Source organism: Bacillus sp. FSL P4-0334, from assembly GCF_038004825.1.
Taxonomy (GTDB): Bacteria; Bacillota; Bacilli; order Bacillales; family Bacillaceae; genus Bacillus; species Bacillus velezensis.
This window is the reverse complement of sequence record NZ_JBBORX010000001.1, coordinates 1,562,126-1,584,680: the sequence shown is the minus strand read 5'-3', so window position 1 is coordinate 1,584,680 and position 22,555 is coordinate 1,562,126. Positions and strand designations below refer to the sequence as shown.

Annotated in this window: 24 protein-coding genes and 4 pseudogenes; 10 read left to right on the top strand and 18 right to left on the bottom strand. The window is 36.2% G+C overall.

Annotated features, from left to right (window positions below; all coding sequences use genetic code 11):
• Positions 1-23: 23 nt before the first annotated feature.
• A complete protein-coding gene (locus NSQ37_RS08185) occupies positions 24-500 on the bottom strand; it encodes a DinB family protein (protein WP_327943972.1) in 477 nt (158 codons plus the stop codon).
• A 216-nt stretch (positions 501-716) separates the two neighbouring features.
• On the opposite strand from NSQ37_RS08185, the gene NSQ37_RS08180 reads away from it, so the two are divergent.
• From NSQ37_RS08180 to NSQ37_RS08170, 3 genes are all read left to right on the top strand, one after another.
• On the top strand, positions 717-1,682 hold the full coding sequence (locus NSQ37_RS08180) for a patatin-like phospholipase family protein (RefSeq protein WP_094031531.1): 966 nt from the start codon (positions 717-719) through the stop codon (positions 1,680-1,682).
• A gap of 366 nt (positions 1,683-2,048) precedes the next feature.
• Positions 2,049-2,366, top strand: a complete 318-nt coding sequence (locus NSQ37_RS08175) for a PadR family transcriptional regulator (protein ID WP_012116900.1) — start codon at positions 2,049-2,051, stop codon at positions 2,364-2,366.
• Entirely contained in the window at positions 2,353-2,922 is a 570-nt protein-coding gene (locus NSQ37_RS08170) for a DUF2812 domain-containing protein (protein ID WP_169510092.1), read from the top strand. Before NSQ37_RS08175 ends, NSQ37_RS08170 begins: the two co-directional genes overlap by 14 nt.
• 106 nt (positions 2,923-3,028) lie before the next feature.
• Here the strand turns inward: NSQ37_RS08170 and NSQ37_RS08165 are convergent, their stop codons facing one another.
• Positions 3,029-3,709 (bottom strand): aspartate/glutamate racemase family protein, encoded by a 681-nt coding sequence (locus tag NSQ37_RS08165; RefSeq protein WP_094031530.1) that lies wholly within the window; start codon positions 3,707-3,709, stop codon positions 3,029-3,031.
• Positions 3,710-4,275: 566 nt separating this feature from the next.
• On the opposite strand from NSQ37_RS08165, the gene NSQ37_RS08160 reads away from it, so the two are divergent.
• Complete coding sequence (locus NSQ37_RS08160; protein WP_059368304.1) at positions 4,276-4,737, top strand: CarD family transcriptional regulator; 462 nt, start codon at positions 4,276-4,278, stop codon at positions 4,735-4,737.
• Positions 4,738-5,381: 644 nt separating this feature from the next.
• Here NSQ37_RS08160 and cspC read toward each other — a convergent pair.
• Together cspC and NSQ37_RS21225 are read right to left on the bottom strand one after the other, a co-directional pair.
• Positions 5,382-5,585: a cold shock protein CspC gene (cspC, locus tag NSQ37_RS08155; RefSeq protein ID WP_003156143.1), complete on the bottom strand. Its 204-nt coding sequence runs from the start codon at positions 5,583-5,585 to the stop codon at positions 5,382-5,384.
• A gap of 446 nt (positions 5,586-6,031) precedes the next feature.
• Positions 6,032-6,130 carry a molecular chaperone TorD family protein gene (locus NSQ37_RS21225; RefSeq protein ID WP_412678112.1) on the bottom strand — a complete coding sequence of 33 codons (99 nt, stop codon included), beginning with the start codon at positions 6,128-6,130 and terminating at the stop codon, positions 6,032-6,034.
• A 177-nt stretch (positions 6,131-6,307) separates the two neighbouring features.
• Here NSQ37_RS21225 and NSQ37_RS08150 point away from each other — a divergent pair, with 177 nt between their 5' ends.
• A complete protein-coding gene (locus NSQ37_RS08150; protein WP_012116889.1) occupies positions 6,308-7,336 on the top strand; it encodes a fatty acid desaturase in 1,029 nt (342 codons plus the stop codon).
• 541 nt (positions 7,337-7,877) lie between these two features.
• Here NSQ37_RS08150 and NSQ37_RS08145 read toward each other — a convergent pair.
• Positions 7,878-8,213, bottom strand: a complete 336-nt coding sequence (locus NSQ37_RS08145; RefSeq protein ID WP_012116888.1) for a winged helix-turn-helix transcriptional regulator — start codon at positions 8,211-8,213, stop codon at positions 7,878-7,880.
• Positions 8,214-8,390: 177 nt separating this feature from the next.
• Here NSQ37_RS08145 and NSQ37_RS08140 point away from each other — a divergent pair, with 177 nt between their 5' ends.
• A complete protein-coding gene (locus NSQ37_RS08140) occupies positions 8,391-9,365 on the top strand; it encodes an NAD(P)-dependent alcohol dehydrogenase (RefSeq protein WP_012116887.1) in 975 nt (324 codons plus the stop codon).
• Between the two features lie 697 nt (positions 9,366-10,062).
• Here NSQ37_RS08140 and NSQ37_RS21220 read toward each other — a convergent pair.
• Positions 10,063-10,136, bottom strand: a pseudogene (locus tag NSQ37_RS21220) (class D sortase); the annotation flags it as partial.
• A gap of 248 nt (positions 10,137-10,384) precedes the next feature.
• Between NSQ37_RS21220 and NSQ37_RS08135 the strand changes: the two are divergent.
• Positions 10,385-11,620, top strand: a complete 1,236-nt coding sequence (locus NSQ37_RS08135; protein ID WP_085341756.1) for a toll/interleukin-1 receptor domain-containing protein — start codon at positions 10,385-10,387, stop codon at positions 11,618-11,620.
• A 315-nt stretch (positions 11,621-11,935) separates the two neighbouring features.
• On the opposite strand, the gene NSQ37_RS08130 is transcribed toward NSQ37_RS08135, so the two are convergent.
• The gene (locus NSQ37_RS08130; protein ID WP_341123531.1) at positions 11,936-12,061 is read right to left on the bottom strand and encodes a hypothetical protein; all 126 of its coding nucleotides are present in this window, start codon (positions 12,059-12,061) and stop codon (positions 11,936-11,938) included.
• 198 nt (positions 12,062-12,259) lie between these two features.
• A complete protein-coding gene (locus NSQ37_RS08125) occupies positions 12,260-12,898 on the bottom strand; it encodes an NAD(P)-dependent oxidoreductase (protein ID WP_007409573.1) in 639 nt (212 codons plus the stop codon).
• 197 nt (positions 12,899-13,095) lie between these two features.
• Between NSQ37_RS08125 and NSQ37_RS08120 the strand changes: the two genes are divergently transcribed.
• Positions 13,096-13,539: an Rrf2 family transcriptional regulator gene (locus NSQ37_RS08120; protein WP_012116883.1), complete on the top strand. Its 444-nt coding sequence runs from the start codon at positions 13,096-13,098 to the stop codon at positions 13,537-13,539.
• 343 nt (positions 13,540-13,882) lie between these two features.
• A complete protein-coding gene (locus NSQ37_RS08115; protein ID WP_025284287.1) occupies positions 13,883-14,224 on the top strand; it encodes an MmcQ/YjbR family DNA-binding protein in 342 nt (113 codons plus the stop codon).
• 263 nt (positions 14,225-14,487) lie between these two features.
• Here the strand turns inward: NSQ37_RS08115 and NSQ37_RS08110 are convergent, their stop codons facing one another.
• From NSQ37_RS08110 to NSQ37_RS08090, 5 genes and pseudogenes are all read right to left on the bottom strand, one after another.
• On the bottom strand, positions 14,488-14,913 hold the full coding sequence (locus NSQ37_RS08110) for a MaoC family dehydratase (RefSeq protein ID WP_038463641.1): 426 nt from the start codon (positions 14,911-14,913) through the stop codon (positions 14,488-14,490).
• A 125-nt stretch (positions 14,914-15,038) separates the two neighbouring features.
• A pseudogene (locus NSQ37_RS21215) lies at positions 15,039-15,391 on the bottom strand (cystatin-like fold lipoprotein); the annotation flags it as partial.
• Between the two features lie 160 nt (positions 15,392-15,551).
• A complete protein-coding gene (locus NSQ37_RS08100) occupies positions 15,552-15,866 on the bottom strand; it encodes a MarR family winged helix-turn-helix transcriptional regulator (RefSeq protein WP_072588824.1) in 315 nt (104 codons plus the stop codon).
• Positions 15,867-16,205: 339 nt separating this feature from the next.
• Positions 16,206-17,609, bottom strand: a complete 1,404-nt coding sequence (locus tag NSQ37_RS08095; RefSeq protein WP_059368300.1) for an MFS transporter — start codon at positions 17,607-17,609, stop codon at positions 16,206-16,208.
• A gap of 38 nt (positions 17,610-17,647) precedes the next feature.
• Positions 17,648-18,038 (bottom strand): annotated as a pseudogene (locus tag NSQ37_RS08090) (BCCT family transporter); the annotation flags it as partial.
• Positions 18,039-18,490: 452 nt separating this feature from the next.
• Between NSQ37_RS08090 and NSQ37_RS08085 the strand changes: the two are divergent.
• A complete protein-coding gene (locus tag NSQ37_RS08085) occupies positions 18,491-18,649 on the top strand; it encodes an ester cyclase (RefSeq protein WP_076982829.1) in 159 nt (52 codons plus the stop codon).
• A 191-nt stretch (positions 18,650-18,840) separates the two neighbouring features.
• Here the strand turns inward: NSQ37_RS08085 and NSQ37_RS08080 are convergent, their stop codons facing one another.
• The 5 genes and pseudogenes from NSQ37_RS08080 to NSQ37_RS08060 all read right to left on the bottom strand — a co-directional run bounded on the left by NSQ37_RS08080 (position 18,841) and on the right by NSQ37_RS08060 (position 22,549).
• Positions 18,841-19,365, bottom strand: a complete 525-nt coding sequence (locus NSQ37_RS08080; protein WP_032870345.1) for an NAD(P)H-dependent oxidoreductase — start codon at positions 19,363-19,365, stop codon at positions 18,841-18,843.
• 742 nt (positions 19,366-20,107) lie between these two features.
• Positions 20,108-20,402: pseudogene (locus tag NSQ37_RS08075) on the bottom strand (NAD(P)H-dependent oxidoreductase); the annotation flags it as partial.
• 79 nt (positions 20,403-20,481) lie between these two features.
• Positions 20,482-20,931 (bottom strand): GNAT family N-acetyltransferase, encoded by a 450-nt coding sequence (locus NSQ37_RS08070; RefSeq protein WP_341123522.1) that lies wholly within the window; start codon positions 20,929-20,931, stop codon positions 20,482-20,484.
• A gap of 48 nt (positions 20,932-20,979) precedes the next feature.
• Complete coding sequence (locus NSQ37_RS08065) at positions 20,980-21,609, bottom strand: FMN-dependent NADH-azoreductase (protein ID WP_341123521.1); 630 nt, start codon at positions 21,607-21,609, stop codon at positions 20,980-20,982.
• Positions 21,610-21,694: 85 nt separating this feature from the next.
• On the bottom strand, positions 21,695-22,549 hold the full coding sequence (locus tag NSQ37_RS08060; protein WP_341123520.1) for an NAD-dependent epimerase/dehydratase family protein: 855 nt from the start codon (positions 22,547-22,549) through the stop codon (positions 21,695-21,697).
• Between the last annotated feature and the right edge of the window lie 6 nt (positions 22,550-22,555).

The following is a 22,555-nucleotide window of genomic DNA, read 5'->3' as shown; positions in this document are numbered from 1 at the left end:
CCGTGTAAAACTCAATTATTTAACTAGTCCCAAATTAAAGGCCTGTCAACCTCAGCAGTTCTGAGATAATCTAAAAGCTGACCGGTATGTACGGACTCATGGTAAGCGATTCTTAATAACATGTCTCCTAGTTCGCGAATATATCCAACATCAGACCTGTCAATCTTTATATTTGTTAAATCTGTTTCGTTTAACGATTTGATGAATGTCAAAAACTCGGCCCGATACGGTTTTGCAAATTCTAATTCTTCGCTTACAGTGGTAAACATTTTTGATTCATAAGGATTAATAGTTTCCTCTGAAAACTCACTCATATTTTTCATTAAAATTTGATGATAAAGAAATTCCGCTTCTAATATGTGTCTTATCATTTCTTTACACGACATGGCTTCGGAATCCGGGCGCCAGTTCATTTTTTCCTCAGGTATAGCTGTCCATAACTTGATGCTTCGCCGTCTCACCTCTTCAAAATGTAAAACGATAAGGTCAATCGTATTCAAATATTTTTCCCCCTTTTATTTTTATAACCTATTCTCCTTCTTCCCATGGAATACCTTCATGATCTGCCTCTTAAACTTAAAAATATTTTCTTTCCCACCCCGTTAGATTGATAAATTGAGCAATTTTTATGGTATGAGATATTCATTCATCCATACAATAGACGCTGGATAAACATATACTGAATGATAGTTTTCATCAGAAAGGAGAAATCAGCTTTGGCAAAGTATCGGATCATGACCTTTGACGGGGGCGGTACCTTAGGTGCTTTAAGTTTACAGCTATTGAACAGACTGGCTGAAGAAAATCCAGCATTAATAAGCCGAACCCATGTATTTGCGGGAAATTCAATCGGTTCATTTACTGCCCTTGCATTAGCAAGCGGAAGATCTCCGAAGGAAACACTTCAGTATTTTGAGGATGAAATCCTGCCCGCATTCAGCACTTCGCGGCCGGGCGGACCTGTTTTCAATCAACAATTACCATATTCCGGTTTTATTAAAGCGGTACGAAACTTTTTCCCGCCAGGCCTTCGTCTTAAAGATGTAAGAAAACGAATTGTTGTCCCTTCATTCAAATTATACTCCCCAGCACTGGATCGTTGGACGCCCGTATTATTTCACAACTTTCCCGGCTCTCCCTATTTAAATGAGAAAGTGAGTGATGTCATACTGCGGAGCAGCGGTGCTCCCGCGACGCAGCGAGCCTATCAAAACTACGTGGACGGATATGTAGTGGCAACGAACCCCAGTACGGCCAGTATCGCGTTTGCGGTTGGTAAAGCCAACGTGCCACTGGATCAAATTGCGGCACTATCCATCGGTACAGGTGAAGCCCCGACTCGGTTAAGAAGAGATACGAGGGGATGGGGAATGGTGAGTGCGGATAACATACGTCCCGAAAATCTGAAGGACCTTCCTCCAAATTGGGGAGTCCTTTTGGACAGGTCGCCTAATGAACCATTACTGCCATTTCTTCAGATGATCTCCGGCGGAAATGGCTACTATGAATCCATGGTCAGCGCGAATCTGCTGGGAGATCGCTTTTTCCGGTTAGATCCGCGGATTCCTAACTTCTCCAAAACAGACCCTTCCGTGGTTCCCGCTGTCATTGAAATTGCGAACAAAACCAACTTACAGCCTGTGAATACATTTATAGAGAAAAACTGGAACAACAACCATTAACTAAGTTAGAAGTTTATAATAATTCAATGAACAAAAAATACCAAGGGACTCAACACCCTTGGTATTTTTAATGCAGCCGAGAGGGTTTGGACCTTTACGGGGTGTTTATACGCTGGGCATTCGATAAAGTGAAAGCTTAGCTTATTACCACCCGGCATTTCAAGCACTGAAGTTAAGCATTACATCCAACAATCGGGCCATTTAATTGAATAGGACTACTCAGTAGTCGCTTCCCATTACGTAAGAAAAGCGACTTTTTAGATTTGATTTTCAAGTTCCTTTGACAAATTTTGAAAAGACCATTGACTATTCAGTTGAACTGTATTAAGTTTAACTATATAGTCAGACTGAATAGAGGATGAGGATATGAAACATAAATTATTACCGCTGTCTGAAACCATGCATTATATTTTATTAGCTCTGCGGGAGCCGCTTCATGGCTATGCCGCCATGCAGAAGATCGAAAAGATGAGTAACGGAACTGTTATTTTAGCAGCCGGCACATTATACGGCGCGATTGAAAACTTGAATAAGCATGGCTGGATTGAACCTGTTGGAGAGTCGGGCCGGAGAAAAGTTTATATGATAACTGCGGAAGGAAGCGCCATTTTGAAAATGGAACAAAACAGGTTACTGCATATTTTATCCCTGTACGAAGGAAGTGAATCGAATGAAGACATTTAAGATGTTTTTTGATATTGAAAAAGAGGAGCAATGGCTGAACGAGCAATTACAAAAAGGCTATCGCTGTACAAATATCAGCGGATTAGGAATATACACTTTCGAAAAAACCGACAAAAAATATGTGATGCGACTGGATTATCAAGATTATTTATCAAAGAAAAAGTTCAAAGACTACAAAGAGATCTATGAAGACTTCGGCTGGAGTTATATAAACAGCCCATGGCTTAGCGGAACTCGATATTGGCAAAAAGAAGATGATGATCAAAATGAAATCTTCTCGGATCGCCAATCAAAGAGTAATTATTATAAAAGACTAATGAGTTTTTCATCTTGTTTTGGTTTACTGTGCTTGTTTTATTCTTATTTGATTTACAAGGAATCAGGTTTGTATTTAACTGAAGGTCTGTGGAGTATGGAAAGCGCAATGTTTTGGAAAGCATTTTTATTTGAAACTCCATTTGCCCTTTTGAGGTCGCTTCCCGCCCTTATGGCTGTTCTATTTGGCTGCAGTTTCTATAAAGCGTATCGAAAGTATTCAATGTTAAAAGAACAATAACGCGGGGAAGTTACATTCAAAGAAGTAATCGAGGATCATGTATTTGCCGAAGCCGGGCGCTTTAACGGAAAAAAAGCGCCCTGAATTTGCTGATAAATAAGACGGCTTATTTTGTTAATAATACATACTTATTTACAATGGCTTGAGCAAGACAGGCTGATGAATCAACAAAGGTAAGTTCGCTGCTTTTTTGATCCGTGACCATATTTAAATCCGTACATGCAATGATAACCGTATCAACCTTTTCTGCTAATTCACGGTGTAATTCATCATATAATGTACGAGCCTCATTGATTTTACCTTGTTTAATCTTTTCTATTATGTGATCGACATAGATTTGCCAACTATCTTGATGTAAAAAATCATAACCTTCTCTGTTTAACGCTTCTTGAAATATTCCAGATTGAACCGTAGGAACAGTGGCTAAAAGAGCTGCTTTTTTGGAGCCTTTAGGTATTTTTTTTATGGTTTCATCAATCATGTTTAGTAAAGGGACTGAAAGCGATTTTTTTATTTGATTAAAATAGATATGTGCGGTATTACATGGGATTGCAATAAAATCAACACCCGTTTTTTCAAGCTTTACAGCCCCCTCAATAATTGCCTTTTCCATGTCCGTATGATTGAGAGGTTTATTCATATAGAAAGGAGTCGGACAAGAATAAATCATCATATGAGGGAAATCCATGTCATGTATTGCTCCATATATTTTTTGGCACTCGTCTACTACCTTATCTACAAATGGCCCAGTAGATTTTGGCCCCATTCCTGCCAGTATTCCAATCATAATTGTCCTCCTCTGTAAAAATGTGTACGAATACGATCACGATGAGTTATTCTTGTGTTTCGCATCTGAATCTGCTCTCATTTCTTTTTGGCTGTCTTCTCCTATTTTATCATTTCATTAATCGAATTATCATATCTAATTCCGCCGCACGCAGAAGAATGGCAGATACATTAAGGTTATGAAAGCTTGTTTTCATTACACTCTCTATCCTCCACTTTCATCATTTCTATATGTTTTCATGAATTATGGTTAAAAATCGGTGATTAAATTGTGTCCATATAGATTAGTAAAGTGTCATTGATGTCAAGTCATGAACTCCTAAAGGAGATTTAATAACTCATTTTCAACGAAAAACTGATCTCTGTTAATTAGTCGAGATTCCAAGATATACACGGACCAATTGATCTTTCCTTTTTTGGGAATCCCACAGGTTCCCTCTTGTTTTGATGTTGTTTTTTAAAAAAAATATTGACACAAATAAATGACCATGTTATCATTAAAAATTTGATATCTCACTCCATATATGATAACCTTAAGTTAAGTTCCCATATATGGAGGTGGATTATATGTTTCAAATTGGCGATAACATTGTTTATCCAATGCACGGAGCAGGTACAATTGAAGCCATAGAAGAAAAACAATTCTTAGAGGAAAAACAACAGTATTATGTCATAAGAATGTCAATCAGTAATATGACAGTTATGATTCCAACGCGTAAAATATTGAGTTCAAATATACGGCCAGTTACTGATATACGTGCATTAAAACACATTATACACATTTTTCAGCATGGAGAATCAGATAAGTTACTGCCCTGGAAGCAAAGGTATATAGTAAACACGAACAAAATAAAAACGGGTGAAATACAAGAAGGCGCTGAAGTTGTACGTGATTTAATGCGAATGAAGAAAGAAAAAGCACTTAATTCAAGCGAAAAAAAAATGTTGGATCATGCATATGAATTTTTGATTAGTGAACTGGAAGTCATTAAAGGAATCACTGAAAAACAAATGAAAAGTTTCTGCTAAGGTTAATTTTAAATAATGTTTTGCATTCCAAAAAGCACCCACGAGTTTTCGGAATATTACGATTAAAATATTTCGAAGACGCTTAACTTCATCAACTTACTTTTAGAACATTAACCTCTTTTATTATTCCTACAATCTAATCTGTTTTTATTATTAAAAATTTCTTCAACGAACATTTGATGTTTTATCAAAAAACCCGATGAAATAGTCACTTGATTTTTGTAATCCTGATTCACACTGGCACGGACAAGGAGCCGTAAGGATGGAAGAGAGGCAGGGCTTTCATTGTTTTAGGTCTAAGTGATTATTTCCGGAAGAAAAAACAACCACTCTCCTCTATATCTGCTTCTACAGTGAATAGCAGTTGTTTATCTTCTTTTCGTAAAAGAGATATGCGAATTGTAACAAAGAATAACATACAGTGATATTGAGAACATAAAAACAAATCATTTATATATATTCCACATATCGTCAATCCGGTATGTTATACTGTAAACAATCCTTTGAGGTTTTAAACCTTTTTCTTACCTTGTAGCAACTGTCCCTACTCGAACGTTGAGTAGGGTTTTTTTATTCAGTATGATACAGAGAACATAAAAAAACAGGCCCTATATAAAGAGCCTGTTTGTATAAACGATTGAAGATTAAGCAGTTTTTTGAACGTTAGCAGCTTGAGCTCCACGAGCACCTTGCTCAACGTCAAACGTTACTTTTTGACCTTCGTCTAAAGATTTGAATCCGTCACTTTGGATTGCAGAAAAGTGTACGAATACATCGTCTCCATTTTCACGTTCGATAAATCCAAAACCTTTTTCTGCATTAAACCATTTAACTGTACCTTGTTCCATTTTTGTTGCCTCCTAGTGTGTTACACATTGTATTACTATCCTTGCCCAAAGTATCATCAAGACGAAAAGTCGATATTCATACTATCCTTTACACGAACAAAAATAATTCTCCTTTATCATATCACGAAACGGAAATAACTGCAAATTAATAATGTGTTCATTCATGTTTTATTTGTTAAACCTGTCGATACCAGTGCAAAATAAGATGCCTATTAATAGCTATGGTTTGAAAACACCGTGAAAATGAATCACGAGTGCCTTCAAACCCAGTACTTCATATTGATTGTTAAAGGTTTCTTTAAAAAGCTCAGCTGTTTCTTGTTCAAGTACAAGATATTCTTGGCTGTTCACTGGTACAGCTTTGTTTCTGCAGATGTTTCCAAACGATCACTCAGGTATACCCCTATTTTAACGGTATTAACTTGTCATGTTTGTTCCTCAAACAATCAAAATTTACGGTCTAAATAAACCGATTCACATTGGGGAGCATGGAGAGAGTTTGGCCCGATAAAGAGCTGGGTATAATCTTCATACGCTTTTTGTATCCTGGCTGGCCATTGCTAATAAAGATTTAATCGACCTGGAAAAAAGTATCTCATTTCCAATAATTTCACAAACGAATGGGAAAGATACTTATCATCTATGGTGTATGACGGTGTGACTTCAAAGACAAACGTTTTCGATACATAGAAGAACATCAGGGAAGGGGAAATTTTTAAAAAATGAATGAACAAAACCTAAGGACTTTGAGAAAACTGGTTACACCCTATGAAAAGTCCGATTTACAAAAAAGTATATGTCAAATCATTAACACATTGGTGCCATTTTTCCTGCTATGGTATTTGGCATATAAGAGCTTGTCCATTTCTTATTTCCTTACATTAGCCATTTCTGTCGTTGCAGCAGGTTTTTTAGTAAGAACCTTCATCATCTTTCATGATTGCTGCCACTATTCCTTTTTTAAGAACCGAAAGGCGAATCGAATCCTTGGAACAATAACAGGAATTCTGACTCTGCATCCGTTTGATCATTGGGCACACGATCATTCTGTCCATCATGCGACAAGCAGCAACCTGGACAAACGCGGTACGGGCGATATTTGGGTACTGACTGTTGAGGAATATAAAGAGGCCTCAACAAAGACAAAAATAATGTACCGTTTGTACAGAAATCCGTTTGTTATGTTTATTATCGGACCGATTTACGTCTTCGGGATTACCAATCGTTTTAATCGTAAAGGAGCAAAACGCAAAGAACGGATGAATACATATGTAACAAACCTGGGGATCGTCGCTTTGGCAGCACTTTTATGTTGGGCTATCGGCTGGCAAACCTTTCTGCTGGTCCAGACGCCAATTTTTATGATCTCGGGATCCCTCGGAATTTGGATGTTTTATATTCAGCATACGTTTGAGGATTCTTATTTCGAGGAAGATGAGCATTGGGAATATGTAAAAGCAGCCGTTGAAGGAAGCTCTTTTTATAAGCTTCCAAAAGTCATGCAATGGTTAACAGGCAATATCGGTTTCCATCATGTTCATCATTTAAGCCCAAGAGTCCCAAACTATAAGCTTGAAATCGTGCATAACAACACCGAACCATTGCAAAACGTTCCGACCATCACACTGGCAACAAGTATTAAGTCGTTAAAGTTCCGCCTATGGGATGAAGAAGGCAAAAAATTTGTTGGTTTTACCCACTTAAAAAAAACTTCTAAAAGCCAGGTATCAGCTCGGGTAAGAACGGATTAAATAAACGCCCATAATCGATGATAATGGGCAGTGTATTTTGCATAATAAAAGTGCAGACTCGCGCAAAGATTTTACGCAGAGGTCAGCACTTTTTTAATGCCACATGCACTTACAACAAAAAAATACCAAAGGTGTCAAAACCCTTTGTATCATTAGGGTGCGGCCGAGAGGACTTGAACCCACGGGTTATTCACCCGCTGGGCCCTCAATTGGGTGCATCCATGTTATATCCTTCATTTACTTATATCCATTGCACACATTTACTCGTTTTTATTACTTTATCAGCCATCTTGAAGACTTAAAATTCCCTAATACTTCACCACTCGGAAACCCTCCAAAGAATAATCATTATTATAATATCGAACAATCATATTAATATTGTCAAAACGTTCGTTTTTGAATCACCTTGTTCATACTTCTATCAGTTTATAATTGAAATGAATTCGCCAATCTCTTCTACAAATAAAAAACATTTATTTACAATTAATTTTTATTTTGTTATTCTACTCGTGATCATCGTTTTCTTTGTATATTCATTTTATTATGACTTTGATTTTTCTAATTGGTTTTCGCCCCATAAAAGAAGTTGTTCAAATATAGGGTTCAGCTCTAGTCCTGCCCTAGTCAATGAATATTCTACTCTTGATGGAACTTCATTATACTGAACTCGTTGAACAATTCCGTATTCAATCAGGTCCTTTAATGATTGATTGAGCATTGTTCCTGTAATTCCATACACTTTACGCTTTAACTCATTATATCGAATATCATTGTAACTACATAGTACAGCTAAGATTTTTAAATTCCATTTTCCCGCTAATATATTTAATGCATAACTTGCTGGAGCTATCGCTTTATTTAGCTCACTTTCAGTCATATTTTATCCACTCCTTAGTCAGTTTTTCCTTACTTAGTCAGTTTATATTGAGTACTTGTTAAATCTTTTCCATTTATTATAATCAAATATGTAAACCCTGTCACCCATGTATTAGAGAGCTAAATTGATCATAAAACCCTTCAAGTTTATACTTTTTCAAGGAGATGGAGTGAGTAAATGAAAAGTGAAAAGATGCGTGCTGCACAATATACTAAATATGGATCACCGAATGTTCTTTTTGAAGATTCTATATCAAAACCTGTTATAGAAACTGGAGAAGTACTCATTCGTGTACATGGGTCGAGTGTAAACTCTATGGATACGCTATTTCGATCAGGCAAGCTGAAACTATTAACGGGTAATCAATTCCCAAAAGGAACAGGGGCAGACTTTTCTGGTGAGGTTGTTGAGGTAGGATCGAACGTAAAAAATTATCAATTAGGTGATAGAGTGTGGGGAGTTCTTCCAATGAATTTAAGGAGCCAAATTGGTAGTGCCGCTGAATATGTAGCTATATCACCTGAGAAAATATCTAAAATTCCTACAAAGGTTGATCTCTTACAAGCCGCGGCATTGCCTGGTGTAGGTGTTACTGCAATTATTGCCTTAAAATATAAAACGAAACTTAGAAAAGGCGAAAAGTTACTTGTACGTGGTGCAAGTGGAGGAGTCGGAAGCATTGCGATTCAAATTGGCAAAATGTTGGGTGCTCATGTAACTGCTCTTGCAAACGAAAAACATCTTACTTTTCTTCAAGAGCTAGGTGCAGACGAAGTATTTGATTATAAAAAAACATCTCCTACTGATCTTAAAAAGTTTGATGTAGTCATGGACACAGTGGGAACTGACCTCAAACATTATAGGCGCTTGCTTGCAAAGAACGGTAGAATGGTTACTATTGGATTTCCTAGTTTTTCGTCCTTCATATATATATTAGCTTCAACTACTTTCGGTTCTCGTAGAGTTCGCACATTCAGCGCAAATCCCAAAAATGAACTTCTAAAAGAATTAGCATCTTATGTAGATTCCAACAAGGTCAGACCAGTTATTGATAGCATTTATTTTTTATCTGATGTTGCCAAAGCTCATCATTCCTTAGAAGCTGGAGGTGGACGAGGAAAACGTATCATAAATTTACTTGATAAAAAATAAACCATCATTTCAGGATAAAATGGACGCTCATTTCTTGTAAAAGGCGTTGCTCCATTTGCGGCGTTATTAGGCGGGGCTTTAGATGGATTGAGATCAACTCAATTTGCTGATGCATTCAGTACTTTAGCCGCTATAATATAGATCGTCTTTTCACCAGTACCAAGAATAGTATGAATAACCGAAAAAGGTATAGTGGAAAATCTGTAATTTCAATTAATAAAAAAGACCAATACTCTTGTGAGTTTGGTCTTTTGGATTACTTCATATATGCGGTTGAGAGGAGTCGAACCTCCACGGGTTTAACCTCACTAAGCCCTCAACCTAGAAAGTTTTGGTAAGCAAGTCTTCTCCCATAGCTGTATTTTCCGCACAAAAAAATAATACCAAAGGTGGTCAAACCCTTGGTATTATTGGTATGCGGCCGAGAGGACTTGAACCTCCACGGGTTATTCACCCACTAGGCCCTCAACATTGTAAATCCGTATCACTGATTATGAAAGCTTATTTTCATTACATTTCCTATTTTCATTTGTCATCATTATATACGTTTATATGAATTATGGTTAAAAAATGGTGAGCCAAAATAACAATCACTATAACTTTTTCATGTGTATTGATTAGAGTTTTAATTTCTTTCTTCTTATTAAAAAGGCTGACGAAAATTTCGTCAGCCTAATCTTTAATATTCTGCATTTTCTCAAATTCGCTTTCCATAAATGATATATCGTTTCGGTACATTACCGATATTGAAAAGGGATAACAGGTTGTAAGATTGCGGTTAATAATTGGTGAGCAAAAAATACCTTAACTTCTTTACTTCTAAAAAGGGTTATACTGCCTAGGCATGCCATGAGAGTGACATACATAAAAAAAGATGCTATTGAAAAGCAACCTGAAGCTTATTTAAAGTTCAAAAACATCCTTCTAAACATAATGCCCTTAAAGAAATCAGATCCTTAGCACCGTGAAAAGAATAAATATGGTATATTTAGATAAAAAGTTCCTATTAGGAGGTTTATATGGAGAAAGATGTCAAGGTACCAAAGGTTTTTATATCTTACAGTTGGTCTTCTGAGGCTCATAAACAATGGGTACTTGATTTAGCTAATAGATTAGAGGCTAAATCTGGAGTTGAAGTCATTTTAGACAGGTGGCACTTAAAAATTGGACATGATAGATATAAATTTATGGAAGAGAGTATAAGACAAGCTGACAAGGTAATAGTAATTTGCGATAAAACTTACTGTGAAAAAGCAAATAATAGAGTTGGAGGAGTAGGGTCAGAAACCATTATACTTACACCCGAGATTTACGAAGACACTAAACAAGATAAATTCATTCCTATTGCAATGGAATCATCAGTCGATAACCAGTTGCTCTTACCTGATTTTATAAAGTCAAGATTGGTTTTACCGATTTTAGAAAAAGGAGATTTTGAAAAACAGTATGAAGATTTAATACATCTTATTTGGGATGAGCCAAGGCTAACTCCCCCAAAAAGAGGAAGTAAGCCAGACTTCAAAAGTAGTAACGAGAGAAATGATGATTATGATATTGTCTTTGATAAAAGTAATAGCGAGAGAATAATTTGGTTACTCCCAAGGGGATTTTTATTATTGAAAGACATAACATATCAAACACATGACTCTTGGGCAATAACTGTACATTATTTCAATTACAATGGAGAATGGCAGCACGGTACACATTATCACGATTCATACTATAGAGACTGGGATAGAAATATGGAAGTTCAGTTTAGAAAACTTTCAATCCCAAAAGCTGATTGGCTATGGTGTCAAGCGCCTTTAAACTTAGTTAGGGATCTAAGAGATGCAACTACAATTATTGATATAGCTAAAGTTATTCAAAAAGAACAACAATGTGATTATCCCGTTTATTATTATGGTCCACAAGAACCTATCCTTTTACCTAAAGTTCCTTCTGATTACCATTTTTATTATAAGAATGGTAAACTTAGAGATATTTTAGAGTACTTAAATAATAAACAACTAAAAAATGAAACCGACTTAAATGAACTACATTCAAATGCGTTAACAATAAGGCAAAGCACCTACATTGAATGTCTTAAGTTCTTAGGCGAAAAAAACCCCTTATTTCATTTTGTCAAAGAAGTCCTTGATGAATATGATAAATCTTTTTCAATTGATGATTTAATTATATGGTTCGGTAGAATTGAAAACATACTTTCTAGTACATTAAGTCACGCTTATAATGATTGGAATCTTAAAAATTAAGTTAGACATGAAAAAGAGCAAATTTTTAATATATGCTCTTTTTCTATGTTCGCTTAACAACAACTTTATCTTATGCGATATTTATCTCAATTGATTTGCTTATGCTCATGTAAATGAGTGAAGGCCTCCTCAATACCACCACTACCAATGAAGGTTTGCTATTTAAGTACCTCTAATTCACTCCTAAAGTCAGCATATAAGCACATGTTCGGTGCTAATTAATATGAGTGTTGCACAGCCTCATCATTAGCTCGATATACACTAAAATTTCCGTGTCCCCATAAAATGAAAATATCGCTCTATTATAATCACCTGTTACGCACCTACTCTATCATCAGAAACATGGAAAGGAGCTTTGATAACAGGAACATCATTTGTTAAAATCACTCCTACGATACTACCCAATAATATCACTGCAAACAAAGTCCGGCTAATCTTCATTAATTATCTCCCCTTTTTTATTTTCCGTCCCGCTTTAATACTCAGTCGATAATACTCATTGGAACGTGATAAATCCCCTTTTTCATAAAAATAATCAGCTGCTCTGATTGCAAAGTTTTCAATGTCTCCGTACATTCTTAGAAGGAAAATACCATTAGCGATGACACTAATGGTACCCCTTTGTTTCTACTCAATCACTTATTCAGCTTCTCCAACAACTGTAAAGCGTTCATTTATATGTTTTGGATTTTCGATTTCATCCAATACTGCAATTGCATAGTCTGCATAGCTGATATAACTTTCGCCTTTCGAATTCACAAGAAGATGATCTTTTCCTGACTGATAAAATCCAGTTCTTTTCCCGTCTGGGTCAAATACCGCTGAAGGACTGATAAATGTCCAGTTAATATCAGAAGTTTCCTTTAGTTCTTGCAAGTTACGACCTTGCCCTTTGGCTGTCGGAATAAAAATCTCCGGGAAATCAGGTGTATCCATTACACTGACAGTTTTATTTTCGTCTACATAAAGACTCCCTGCTCCACCTACAATTACGGCTCTTGTATCCGTTCCTTTTAATGCCCTAATTAATGCCCGGCCAGCATCTACATGTGCCTGTTCTTCTCCTAATGGAGCACCGAAGGCATTAACTGCTACATCTAACTTTTTTAGATCATCCGATGTAAGATCAATTATATTTTTTTCAATGACTGCAATCTTTTCCTCTTTAAGTTTTGCAGCATCTCTTACAATTGCAGTTACTTCATGTCCCCTGCTTACCGCTTCTTTCAAGATAAGACTTCCAGCTTTTCCGGTTGCACCAATGATTCCAATTTTCAATTTAAAGTCCTCCTAATCATTCAATATTTTAAATGTAACCATATTGATTACATGTAATAATTTTAGTTACACCTTTTCTATTTGTCAATACTTTTCTCATCTTGTTAATTGAGCATATTAGAGTAAAAGAACTTGTAATACATTCAGTTACAAGTGTACTATAAAGAGTGTAAAGTAATGAGGATGGTGAAGAAATCATGTCTATTAGCAGCCGTTTTGCTGTAGGAATTCATATATTGGCTCTTATTGAAATAAATGAAGACGGAATTAGCACTTCTGAATTTTTAGCTGGAAGTGTAAATACAAATCCCGCCTTCATAAGAAAAATTGTGGGGATGCTGAAAAAAGCAGGTTTAGTAAAAGTTCGGCCAGGTATTGCAGGAGCTGAATTAGCGAAGGATCTAACTGAAATCACCTTACTTGATGTTTATAGAGCAGTTAATGTTGTTCAAGATAAAGAATTGTTTAGTATACATGAAAATCCCAATCCTCAATGTCCTGTAGGCCGGAACATTCAAAGTACAATTGGTCCAATATTTGAAATCGCCCAATCTGCCTTGGAAAAAGCTCTTGGGCATATCACAATTGAGGATGTGGTAAAGGATATTATTGAAAAAGAAAAATTGACCAATAATTGTTAAATGATTTCACAGAAAATCTTTTATCAGACTGGGGATAAAAAAATGGCTTTTCATGAACAAAAAAAAGAGCAGACATAAAGTCTGCTCCTTTTGATGAAAGATTTAGATTACAGTAAGGGATATAAATATGCTCATGATACAGAGGAAAAATTAACGACAATGCAGACGATGCCAGATTCTTTAATAGGGCGTTGAGTATTACTATCCAACAACTCAAGGTTCAGAAGCTAAGTTCAAACAAAGACTTGAGGAAATCTCGGATTAATATAAAAGAAACCGCAAATCTTAGTTTGAACGAATATGTTCTGTATATAAAAATAATGAGGTATGGAGTGAATTGATAATGAATTATGATGAAATTAAAGATTACTGCCTAACCTTTCCAAACTCTTATGAAAACCATCCTTTTGGAGATGGTTGGACTGCAATTCGGCACAAAGGGAATAAGAAAATATTTGCACTTATCTTCACTCGCGACGAACACTTATGTGTCAACCTTAAATGCGAACCTGAAAGGGCTGATTTTCTACGTGGCCTTTTTGAAGAAATCAAGCCCGGATACCATATGAACAAGGAGCATTGGAATACTCTTACCTTAGATGAGGGACTCCCAGAGCATCAAATCCATGACATGGTAAAGTACAGCTTTGAACTGACAAAACCAAAAAGTAAAAAGGAAACATAACATCGAAGGATAGAACGCTCATTATAGATATTCACCCGGTGCAATGATACAGAGGAATATGCAAAAACCTCAAGGCAGCTATTTTTAAATTCGTATTTACGAGATGATTTTTTCGTTATTGTTAGTCCTTTGTTTCTTGACATAGGTTGAACAAATAAAAAAAGAGCAGACACAAAGTCCACTCAATTAATTAAGATGATTGCTCATTTCATCCAGACATCTATAAAAAATGAAAGGTGACGATGATATGCCGCAAAGGTCATTTAGCGTTTAATTAATACTGATAACTCACCTTCAAACACTTTTTCCTCTTTCTGATTATAGGTAGATAACAATACAGTAAGTATCCCCGTCTGGCTTTTATTTGGTTTTTTATCAATAACCTTAACAATAGTGTGCAGTTTATCATTAGGGTAAACGGGTGCTAGGAATTTTATATTATTCATTCCTGTCCCAGCAATAATATCGTCTTCATGATGCCCTTCTTCAATCCAAAGCTTAAAAGTAATAGATAACGTTTGTATTCCAGAAGCAATAATTCCATTAAATCTGCCCATTTTTGCTTTTTCTTCATTTAAATGCATGTATTGTGGGTCATACACTTCTGCAAAATTCATTATATTCTCTTTTGTTAATTCAAAAGATTTAGTTTGAAAAACCTGCCCGATGGTGAATTCATCCAATTTCATAAATAAATCTCCTTGAATCTAAACTTTATTATTAAATCTACGTAGCATTTTAACATACTGGCTCTCACACAACAACTTAACGGTAAAACAATTGTTCCCCTATCAGGAATGAACAAGCACATTGTTTTTGTTTCCTTGCCTTTAACCTCTTTATAATCAGGTGTTTTCTTATACAGACCAAGGCGGTCGCCATCACCATCACCCGGCATATGTGCCATTTCCTCATAAGAATCTCCAAGCTTCTCATAATAAGAATAAGCAGTCAGCCTACGAGAACTTTCTTCTGGCTGATAAAACGCAAGTTGAATATATTTCCCGTCATCATATACACGAATTATGGCGTTATCTCTTTTGTGCTCATCTGAATCTGGCTCGCATTTCTTTTCTGACTTTCTTCTCCTGCTTCATCACTTCATTAATCATTATCATATTTACTGCCGCCGCACGCAGTCAGCAGAAGGATGAAGGTGACTGACAAATCATACGACCTACTATAAGTAAGTGGACAGTAACAGATGAATTTTTATAAACAAAAAATACCAAGGGTGTCAAAACCCTTGGTATCATTGATGCGGCCGAGAGGACTTGAACCTCCACGGGTTATTCACCCGCTGGGCCTGCCATCTATATTCATAAAACTATTGCTCAGTTGTCAGCATGTTAAGTAAATTACGAATTTCCTTGTTATAACTTTTAATTTCTTCTTCATTACAACCGGTTTTATCAAATACTGCATTAGGTATCATTGTGACTTTTTCTTTAAACTCATTCCCTTCAGTTGTTAACGTAATAATTACACTTCGTTCGTCCTCTTTTGAACGCTCTCTTATAATAAGTCCTCGCTCCTCAAGTCGTTTTAAAACTGGAGTTAATGTTCCGGAGTCTAGATATAATTCTTCGCCTAAACCTTTAACAGATATTTTTTCCTTCTCCCATAAAACAAGAAGAACCAAGTACTGTGATTAGCGTACAAGTTCTCGTTTTCTGCTTTGGACCCCATATAGAAAATAAAAAGCCAGCTCTCCTTCGGGAGAAGAACTGGCATAACAAAGCTTCTTGCTTCTTATTTTGCTGTATTGCTCGGACCTTTTAATTTCTCTTCGTTCTTGCGTCAATGTTTTATTATTAGGACACAACCAATAAAATAATGACGATCGAGAATAGCAACGCTGCTTTTGCAAAGCAGTAAGCCCTCCAGAATATAAAAGAGCTGCAGTTATTGCTGCTCGGATAATCCCAGCTTATTCTGAGTCTGTATTTCGAGTAGCCGGTCAATTAAATGGATGTTTTTTTCATTCCTTTTCTGTTTGTTCCATTTTCCACCACAGTGCATCTTTTGGATTTTCAACAGCTTCTTGAAACTCAGCTTTAGAAGCAACTGTTGGGTAAGAACCTTTTAAAGATTTACCTGAAGTATCTTTAAATAAGGTTAACACAACTATTAAGCCAATTAAACTAACTGCTAATAAATAGAAACCCGGCGCCAAATTGTTTCTTGTCACATGGGTTAACCAAGAAGCAACTAAAGGTGTTGTTCCACCAAAAATAGAAACTGATAAGTTGAATGTCCAGGATAATGTACGATATCTAATGTCAGTATGGAACAACGTAGGTAAAGATCCTGGCATAGTGCCTTCGTATACAGATAATACAATACCTAACATTAAAAGTCCTATAAATAAGAATGTTATATTCCCCATATTAAGAAATTGAAAAGAGATAATCGAAAATACAATTCCTAATACTAATCCAATTGATATAACTTTTTTATTTCCTAATTTATCTCCTAGTTTACCGAAAGTTAAAGCGAACGGTACCATAATAATCAATACAATTGCTGTAACCGGTGTACTTATATTATCACTTATACCAAGGTTCTCATCTAAATAAGAAGGCATATAACCTAACAATAGGTAATTGGTTATATTGAAAAATGCCACAAATACGATACATAAAAAGATATCTTTTTTATATGTTTTAATGACTTCTAATAAACCTGGTTGTTGTTCTTGGCTTTCAGAGATGTCATTTTCAAAAATTGGTGATTCATCTAAATGACTTCTCAAATATAAACCAAATAATCCTATTGGAATACTTAAGAAGAAAGGAATTCTCCATCCCCAACTATTCATTTGAACATCAGATAAAGTCCAGAAAAGTACTGTAACTAAAACAGAAGCTACTATATAACCAGATAATGTGCCGATTTCTAAACCGCTGCCTAACCTTATACGCTTATTATCTGGAGAAGATTCTGCGATATATACCATTGCACCAGCGTACTCTCCACCCACAGAAAAACCTTGCAGAATACGAGCTAAGAGTAATAATATAGGGGCCCATACACCAATCTGATCATAAGTAGGAAGCACACCAATTATTAAAGTAGATAAAGCCATCATTAAAATAGTAATTGTTAATACTATTTTCCGACCAAATTTATCACCCATTTTACCAAAAATAATTCCGCCTACGGGTCTAAGTAAGAAGGCAATTGCAAATGTAGCAAAAGTAAATATTAACTTTAATTCATCGTTTTGAACTGGACTGAAAAAGTTTTTACTAATAATAACTGCCAAATAAGAATATAAAGCAAAATCAAACCATTCCATCGCGTTTCCTATCCCTGTAGCAAACACGCTTTTCTTCGCTTTTTGAATGTCTACAACGTTAATTTTTTTCTTGTTAAACTTCATTTAATAATATCGACTCCTTAATTATCAAATCCACATTATACAAGCGTATAAACGGTCCAAGCATGCAGTCCCAGAATGTATAGCGTAATGCTTCTCTAAAAGTCTGGGGGTTTCTGTTTCACCTGATGGAGAGCTAACGGCATAGTGGATGATTGGTTCAACTGTACCTTAAAAGACTAGACTAATATCCAAATCAGCGCCAAATAACATTGTAAACCAGGAAAGAAGGATGAAATTCAGTTTTTTCGCTGGTTTCCTTAACTTATTTTTGCCGATTGGACTAAAAATAATACAAAAAGCAACAAAAAGAGAAACATCCAACAGATAATACCAGCCAAAGCGGTTAGTGATATATCCTTGGGCTGTGGTTGGTATTTTCTGCAGACTATTTGGAGAAATGATTCCCCTTAATACAGCTCTATTGTGAATATTATCACATTCGAAAACAAACTTTTATTTCTCCAAAGTATCCTAAACCTTTATTTTAGTTCTTCCATTACGGCTTCCAATATGTTTATTATAAGATTGAGGTCGTTCCTAAGAATTATTTACTGATTCTATCTTTATTACCCCACAATCAGGTGAAACAAAACACTATAAACGTAGCATACCTTTTTAAAATCTGACAAGCCCAACAGGGTGATAGAAACCCGGCTAAAGCCCAGCTAGTCAATGGATAGAAGAAATTTTTTTGTTTTTCCCAAGGAATAACCGTCTGTGTTTTATCTTGCCCAATTAGAAAGAAAAAGAGCAGGAGTAATCCTGCTCTTTCATTCAAAACTTTAATTTGTATGAAGAATTTCGTATACCTTTTCGACTTTCTTTACCTATTAATCAGTATACAGACTACAACAGAAATAAGTAGCACCGGGTATGAAATAATGGATGCATTTAAACAGGCCAATCACCGACAATTGAATTTAGGAAAAAGCGTTAAATTCTCTCTTATGATGTTGTTACGTATTGTTGACGGTAAAATTATTGAACATAGATCTCATGTGGATGTGCATGATATTCTCCGTCAGCTTGGCGTTAATTAACAGGAAAAAGTTGAAATAGTGAGAGACCTGGTGAATAGCTTGGTCTCTTTTTTTATAATTAAGTCCTCGCTCTATGCCCCCCTGCATTCAGTCGATGTAACTTTGAAATAAAGTTTAATTAACATCTATCTATCACAAACCCTTATTTTCACAACACATCATTTGTTTCAGCTTCCCTCGCGAATACCGGATCAATGCTCAGCTTTAAGATAGTCAACCAATTTCTCCGCACTGTTCTTAACATCTTCTTTTGAAAGGTGAAGCGTCCCATATTGTGTAAAGGCAGGAAGAAAACGCATTCCTACATATTTAGCAGTGACTTGAAACGGTCTGATAAGCTCGCTGATCGTGATATTATATTCTCCGCCTGCTTGATAATCAGATTCCTGTGCGCCTAAGGAGATCGCTAAGAGCAGTTCTTTTCCATGCAATTTAGTACCTCCAGTTCCATAAGCCCAGCCATGTGTTAACACATCATCTTCCCATTGTTTGAGTAACGCGGGACTGCTGTACCAATACATTGGGAACTGAAAAACGATACGCCCATGATCTAACAGGAGCTGCTGCTCTTTTTCTACATCAATGATAAAATTAGGGTATTCACCGTACAGGTCATGAACTGTAATGTCATTCTCTTGCTTTAAACGATTCATCCAGGTTCTGTTGACAACAGACGTTTCCAAATTAGGGTGTATAACGATAACTAATGTTTTCATTTGACCGTTATCCTTTCTTCGCAGATTAGTTATTATTGCTTTTGTGATAAAGAATTGATTCTAATTTTAAAATAACAACTTATTTACACCTATTTTATCCTTTTTCATGAATTCAGGGCAACTAATTGGACACCGATTACATTTATAGCCAAAAAAAGGCTTAGCCTTTTAAAAAAGATTAAGCCTTTTCAGTACCCTTATGCCCCTACCCTATTATCTCGTGTCTAATTTCTAATAGCTGATCATATAACAAGGCATCTTTGTTTTCCTCCATGCTTAGCAATACTTTCTCTGCTTTTGCAAATTGGAGTTTGAGGCATTAGTAACTACCTATAATGATGAAAATATTTGTGCGATGTCTACTGCAGATGACTTACTTTAGGTAAGCGGGCAGATTGTGGGCAGTAGATCATTTAAAAATAAGCACAAAAAAATACCAAGGATCTCTCTATTACCCTTGGTATCATTGATACGGCCGAGAGGACTTGAACCTCCACTGGTTATTCACCCGCTGGGCCCTCAACCTAGTAAAAACCTATCATGAGTTACAAAAAACTTTTATTCAAAGCATCTGTTTATTTTATTTATACTTATTTTCATCATTTTTCATGAATTCGGAGCACAAACCGGGCACCTATTAGAGACCAAGGAAATCTGCATTTCATCAAGAAATATGCACTCTCATCGCCCTGCTGTAATTAGTTTCACATCATTTATTTCAGCTTCCCTCGCGAATACCGGATCAATGCTCAGCTTTAAGATAGTCAACCAATTTCTCCGCACTGTTCTTAACATCTTCTTTTGAAAGGTGAAGTGTCCCATATTGTGTAAAGGCAGGAAGAAAACGCATTCCTATATAGTTAGCAGTGACTTGAAACGGTCTGATAAGCTCGCTGATCGTGATATTATATTCTCCGCCTGCTTGATAATCAGATTCCTGTGCGCCTAAGGAGATCGCTAAGAGCAGTTCTTTTCCATGCAATTTAGTATCTCCAGTTCCATAAGCCCAGCCCATGTGTTAACACATCATCTTCCCACCATTAATTTAAATCTCGTAATTTCATTTTTTTCAGATTCCCATTGATACATATTCTTGCAATGTTTTAATGTCGTTTACTAAAATTGAATTGAGTAAGGGACCCATCTTTCAGGAGTTCCACCCATCTTTTCGTAAAAACGCTGAGCTCGTTTATTATCATGAGCAGTTAGCCAAAACATATCAGCATAGTCATTGTCTTCAGAAAATTTTTCCCATGCTTTGAAGAGGCCATTCGCAGCATCTGTCCCCCTCGCATCTTCCAAAACGTATAAATCATTTAGTACACTTGTTGTTTGTGCAAATAGTGTATTGTAAGTGAAATATAATGTAGCAAAACCAACTAGCTTATCATTTTGTTCTGCAACAAATTGGATACCTTCTTTTTGATTAAGAAGTGTATAAAAAAGTTGGTGAACTTTTTCAATTGAAGGTTTCGGTCTCTGATAAAAATCAACGATATATTCATACATTATCTCAGTTAATTGGTCAATATCCTTAGCTTCAGCTTTTCTAATATTCGTAGCCATTACAAATTCTCTCCCCTTTAATATGTTTTTATATTTATTTGATTTGTATTAAAAAGTTGTTGCTAACTTTCTCGCATCTGATATACCTTTGTGAATAATTTCTTTCGCTTCGTCTCGATTGAATTCATGTCCTTCAACATATAATACTGCTACATCCTGTATACCAATGATATTAAGTACATGTTTTAAATACGGGTGGCTATAATCCATTTTCGCAAAAGGTGCATGCGAGTAAACCCCACCACTCACCTGAATGTGAATAGCTTTTTTTCCTTTTAGATGACCAACCGGTCCATTCTCAGTGTAGTGAAATGTTTTCCCTACTACAACAAAGGAATCGATGAAAGCTTTCAATTTTGGAGGAATCCCCCAGTTCCACATAGGAGATACAAATACAAATTTATCAGCGCTTGCTACCCTGTCAGTGAAATTATTGAGTGCGTTAATTTTATGCTTCTCTACTTGCCTTAACTCTGAACCCTCATCCCGCAATTTGTCCCAGCCATTAAGGATATCTTCATCGATTATTGGGAATTCATCTTCATATAAATTAATTGTCCTAATTTCATCCCCTATATGAGATTCACGATAAGATTCCAGAAACGCACGTCCTACCCTATGACCAACTGAATTTTCAACTGATTTTGGATTAGCGGTAATATATAAAATTTTCGACATATTAAGTCTCTCTCCTTTGTGAATAAATTCCATATTAATGAAAAATCCAAGGCTTTAATTATGAAGTTACACTCGCTCTGAATTATTAAGTGGCTAATAATTTAAAACCAATACGCCAAGATGGATAAGTGGGCTTCCAACCATATTCTCTTTTCGCTTGTCCATTTGAGGCCCCACGTTTTCCTCGTTCACTTCCATCTATAAATATTGGTTTTGGTGCTCCGATCTCGCTCGCAAATAGCGTGAGCCATTCTTTTCCCGTGGTTGGTTCATCATCCACAATATTAACCGGTCCATTCGGCCAGTTTAATGCTTCAACTGAGGCTTGTGCTGCATCTTCCACATGTAAAAATGATGTGATGCTATCATCGGCTTTAGTTTCTCCTTTTAATACCTGCCGACCAATCATTCCGTTTTTTTCATACCATGTACCTGATCCGTAAAGCAGCCCATACCGCAGGATGACATACTCGGGTAATTCAGCAACTGCGGATTCTAATGATGCCACTCCAATTACATTTACTTTCCTTGGATTCGGTGCGTCGAGATCTAAAGGGACATCTTCATTGGCAGGTATTAATCCGGGTTCATAGGCCATAGAAAGACTTTGAGCAATTATCCTCTTCACTCCAACTTCATGACACGCATCAACAATATTTCTCGTACCTATAATTCTGATTCTCGCGTTTTCTATAAGATTGTAACTTGTTAAAGAGGTAAGCTGATGGACAACAACCTCAGGTTGAATTTTCCTAAAAACATTAAGAACAGCATCTCGATCCATTGCATCTGCTTTTACAGGAGTTACCCCTATTCTTTTGAGGAACGTGTTCGACCGATTACCTCGGGTCAATGCAAATACTTGATGGCCGTTTTGTATTAATTTAGGAAGAAGGGACCGACCAATTACTCCAGTCCCCGCAGCAACAATGATCTTCATGCTATA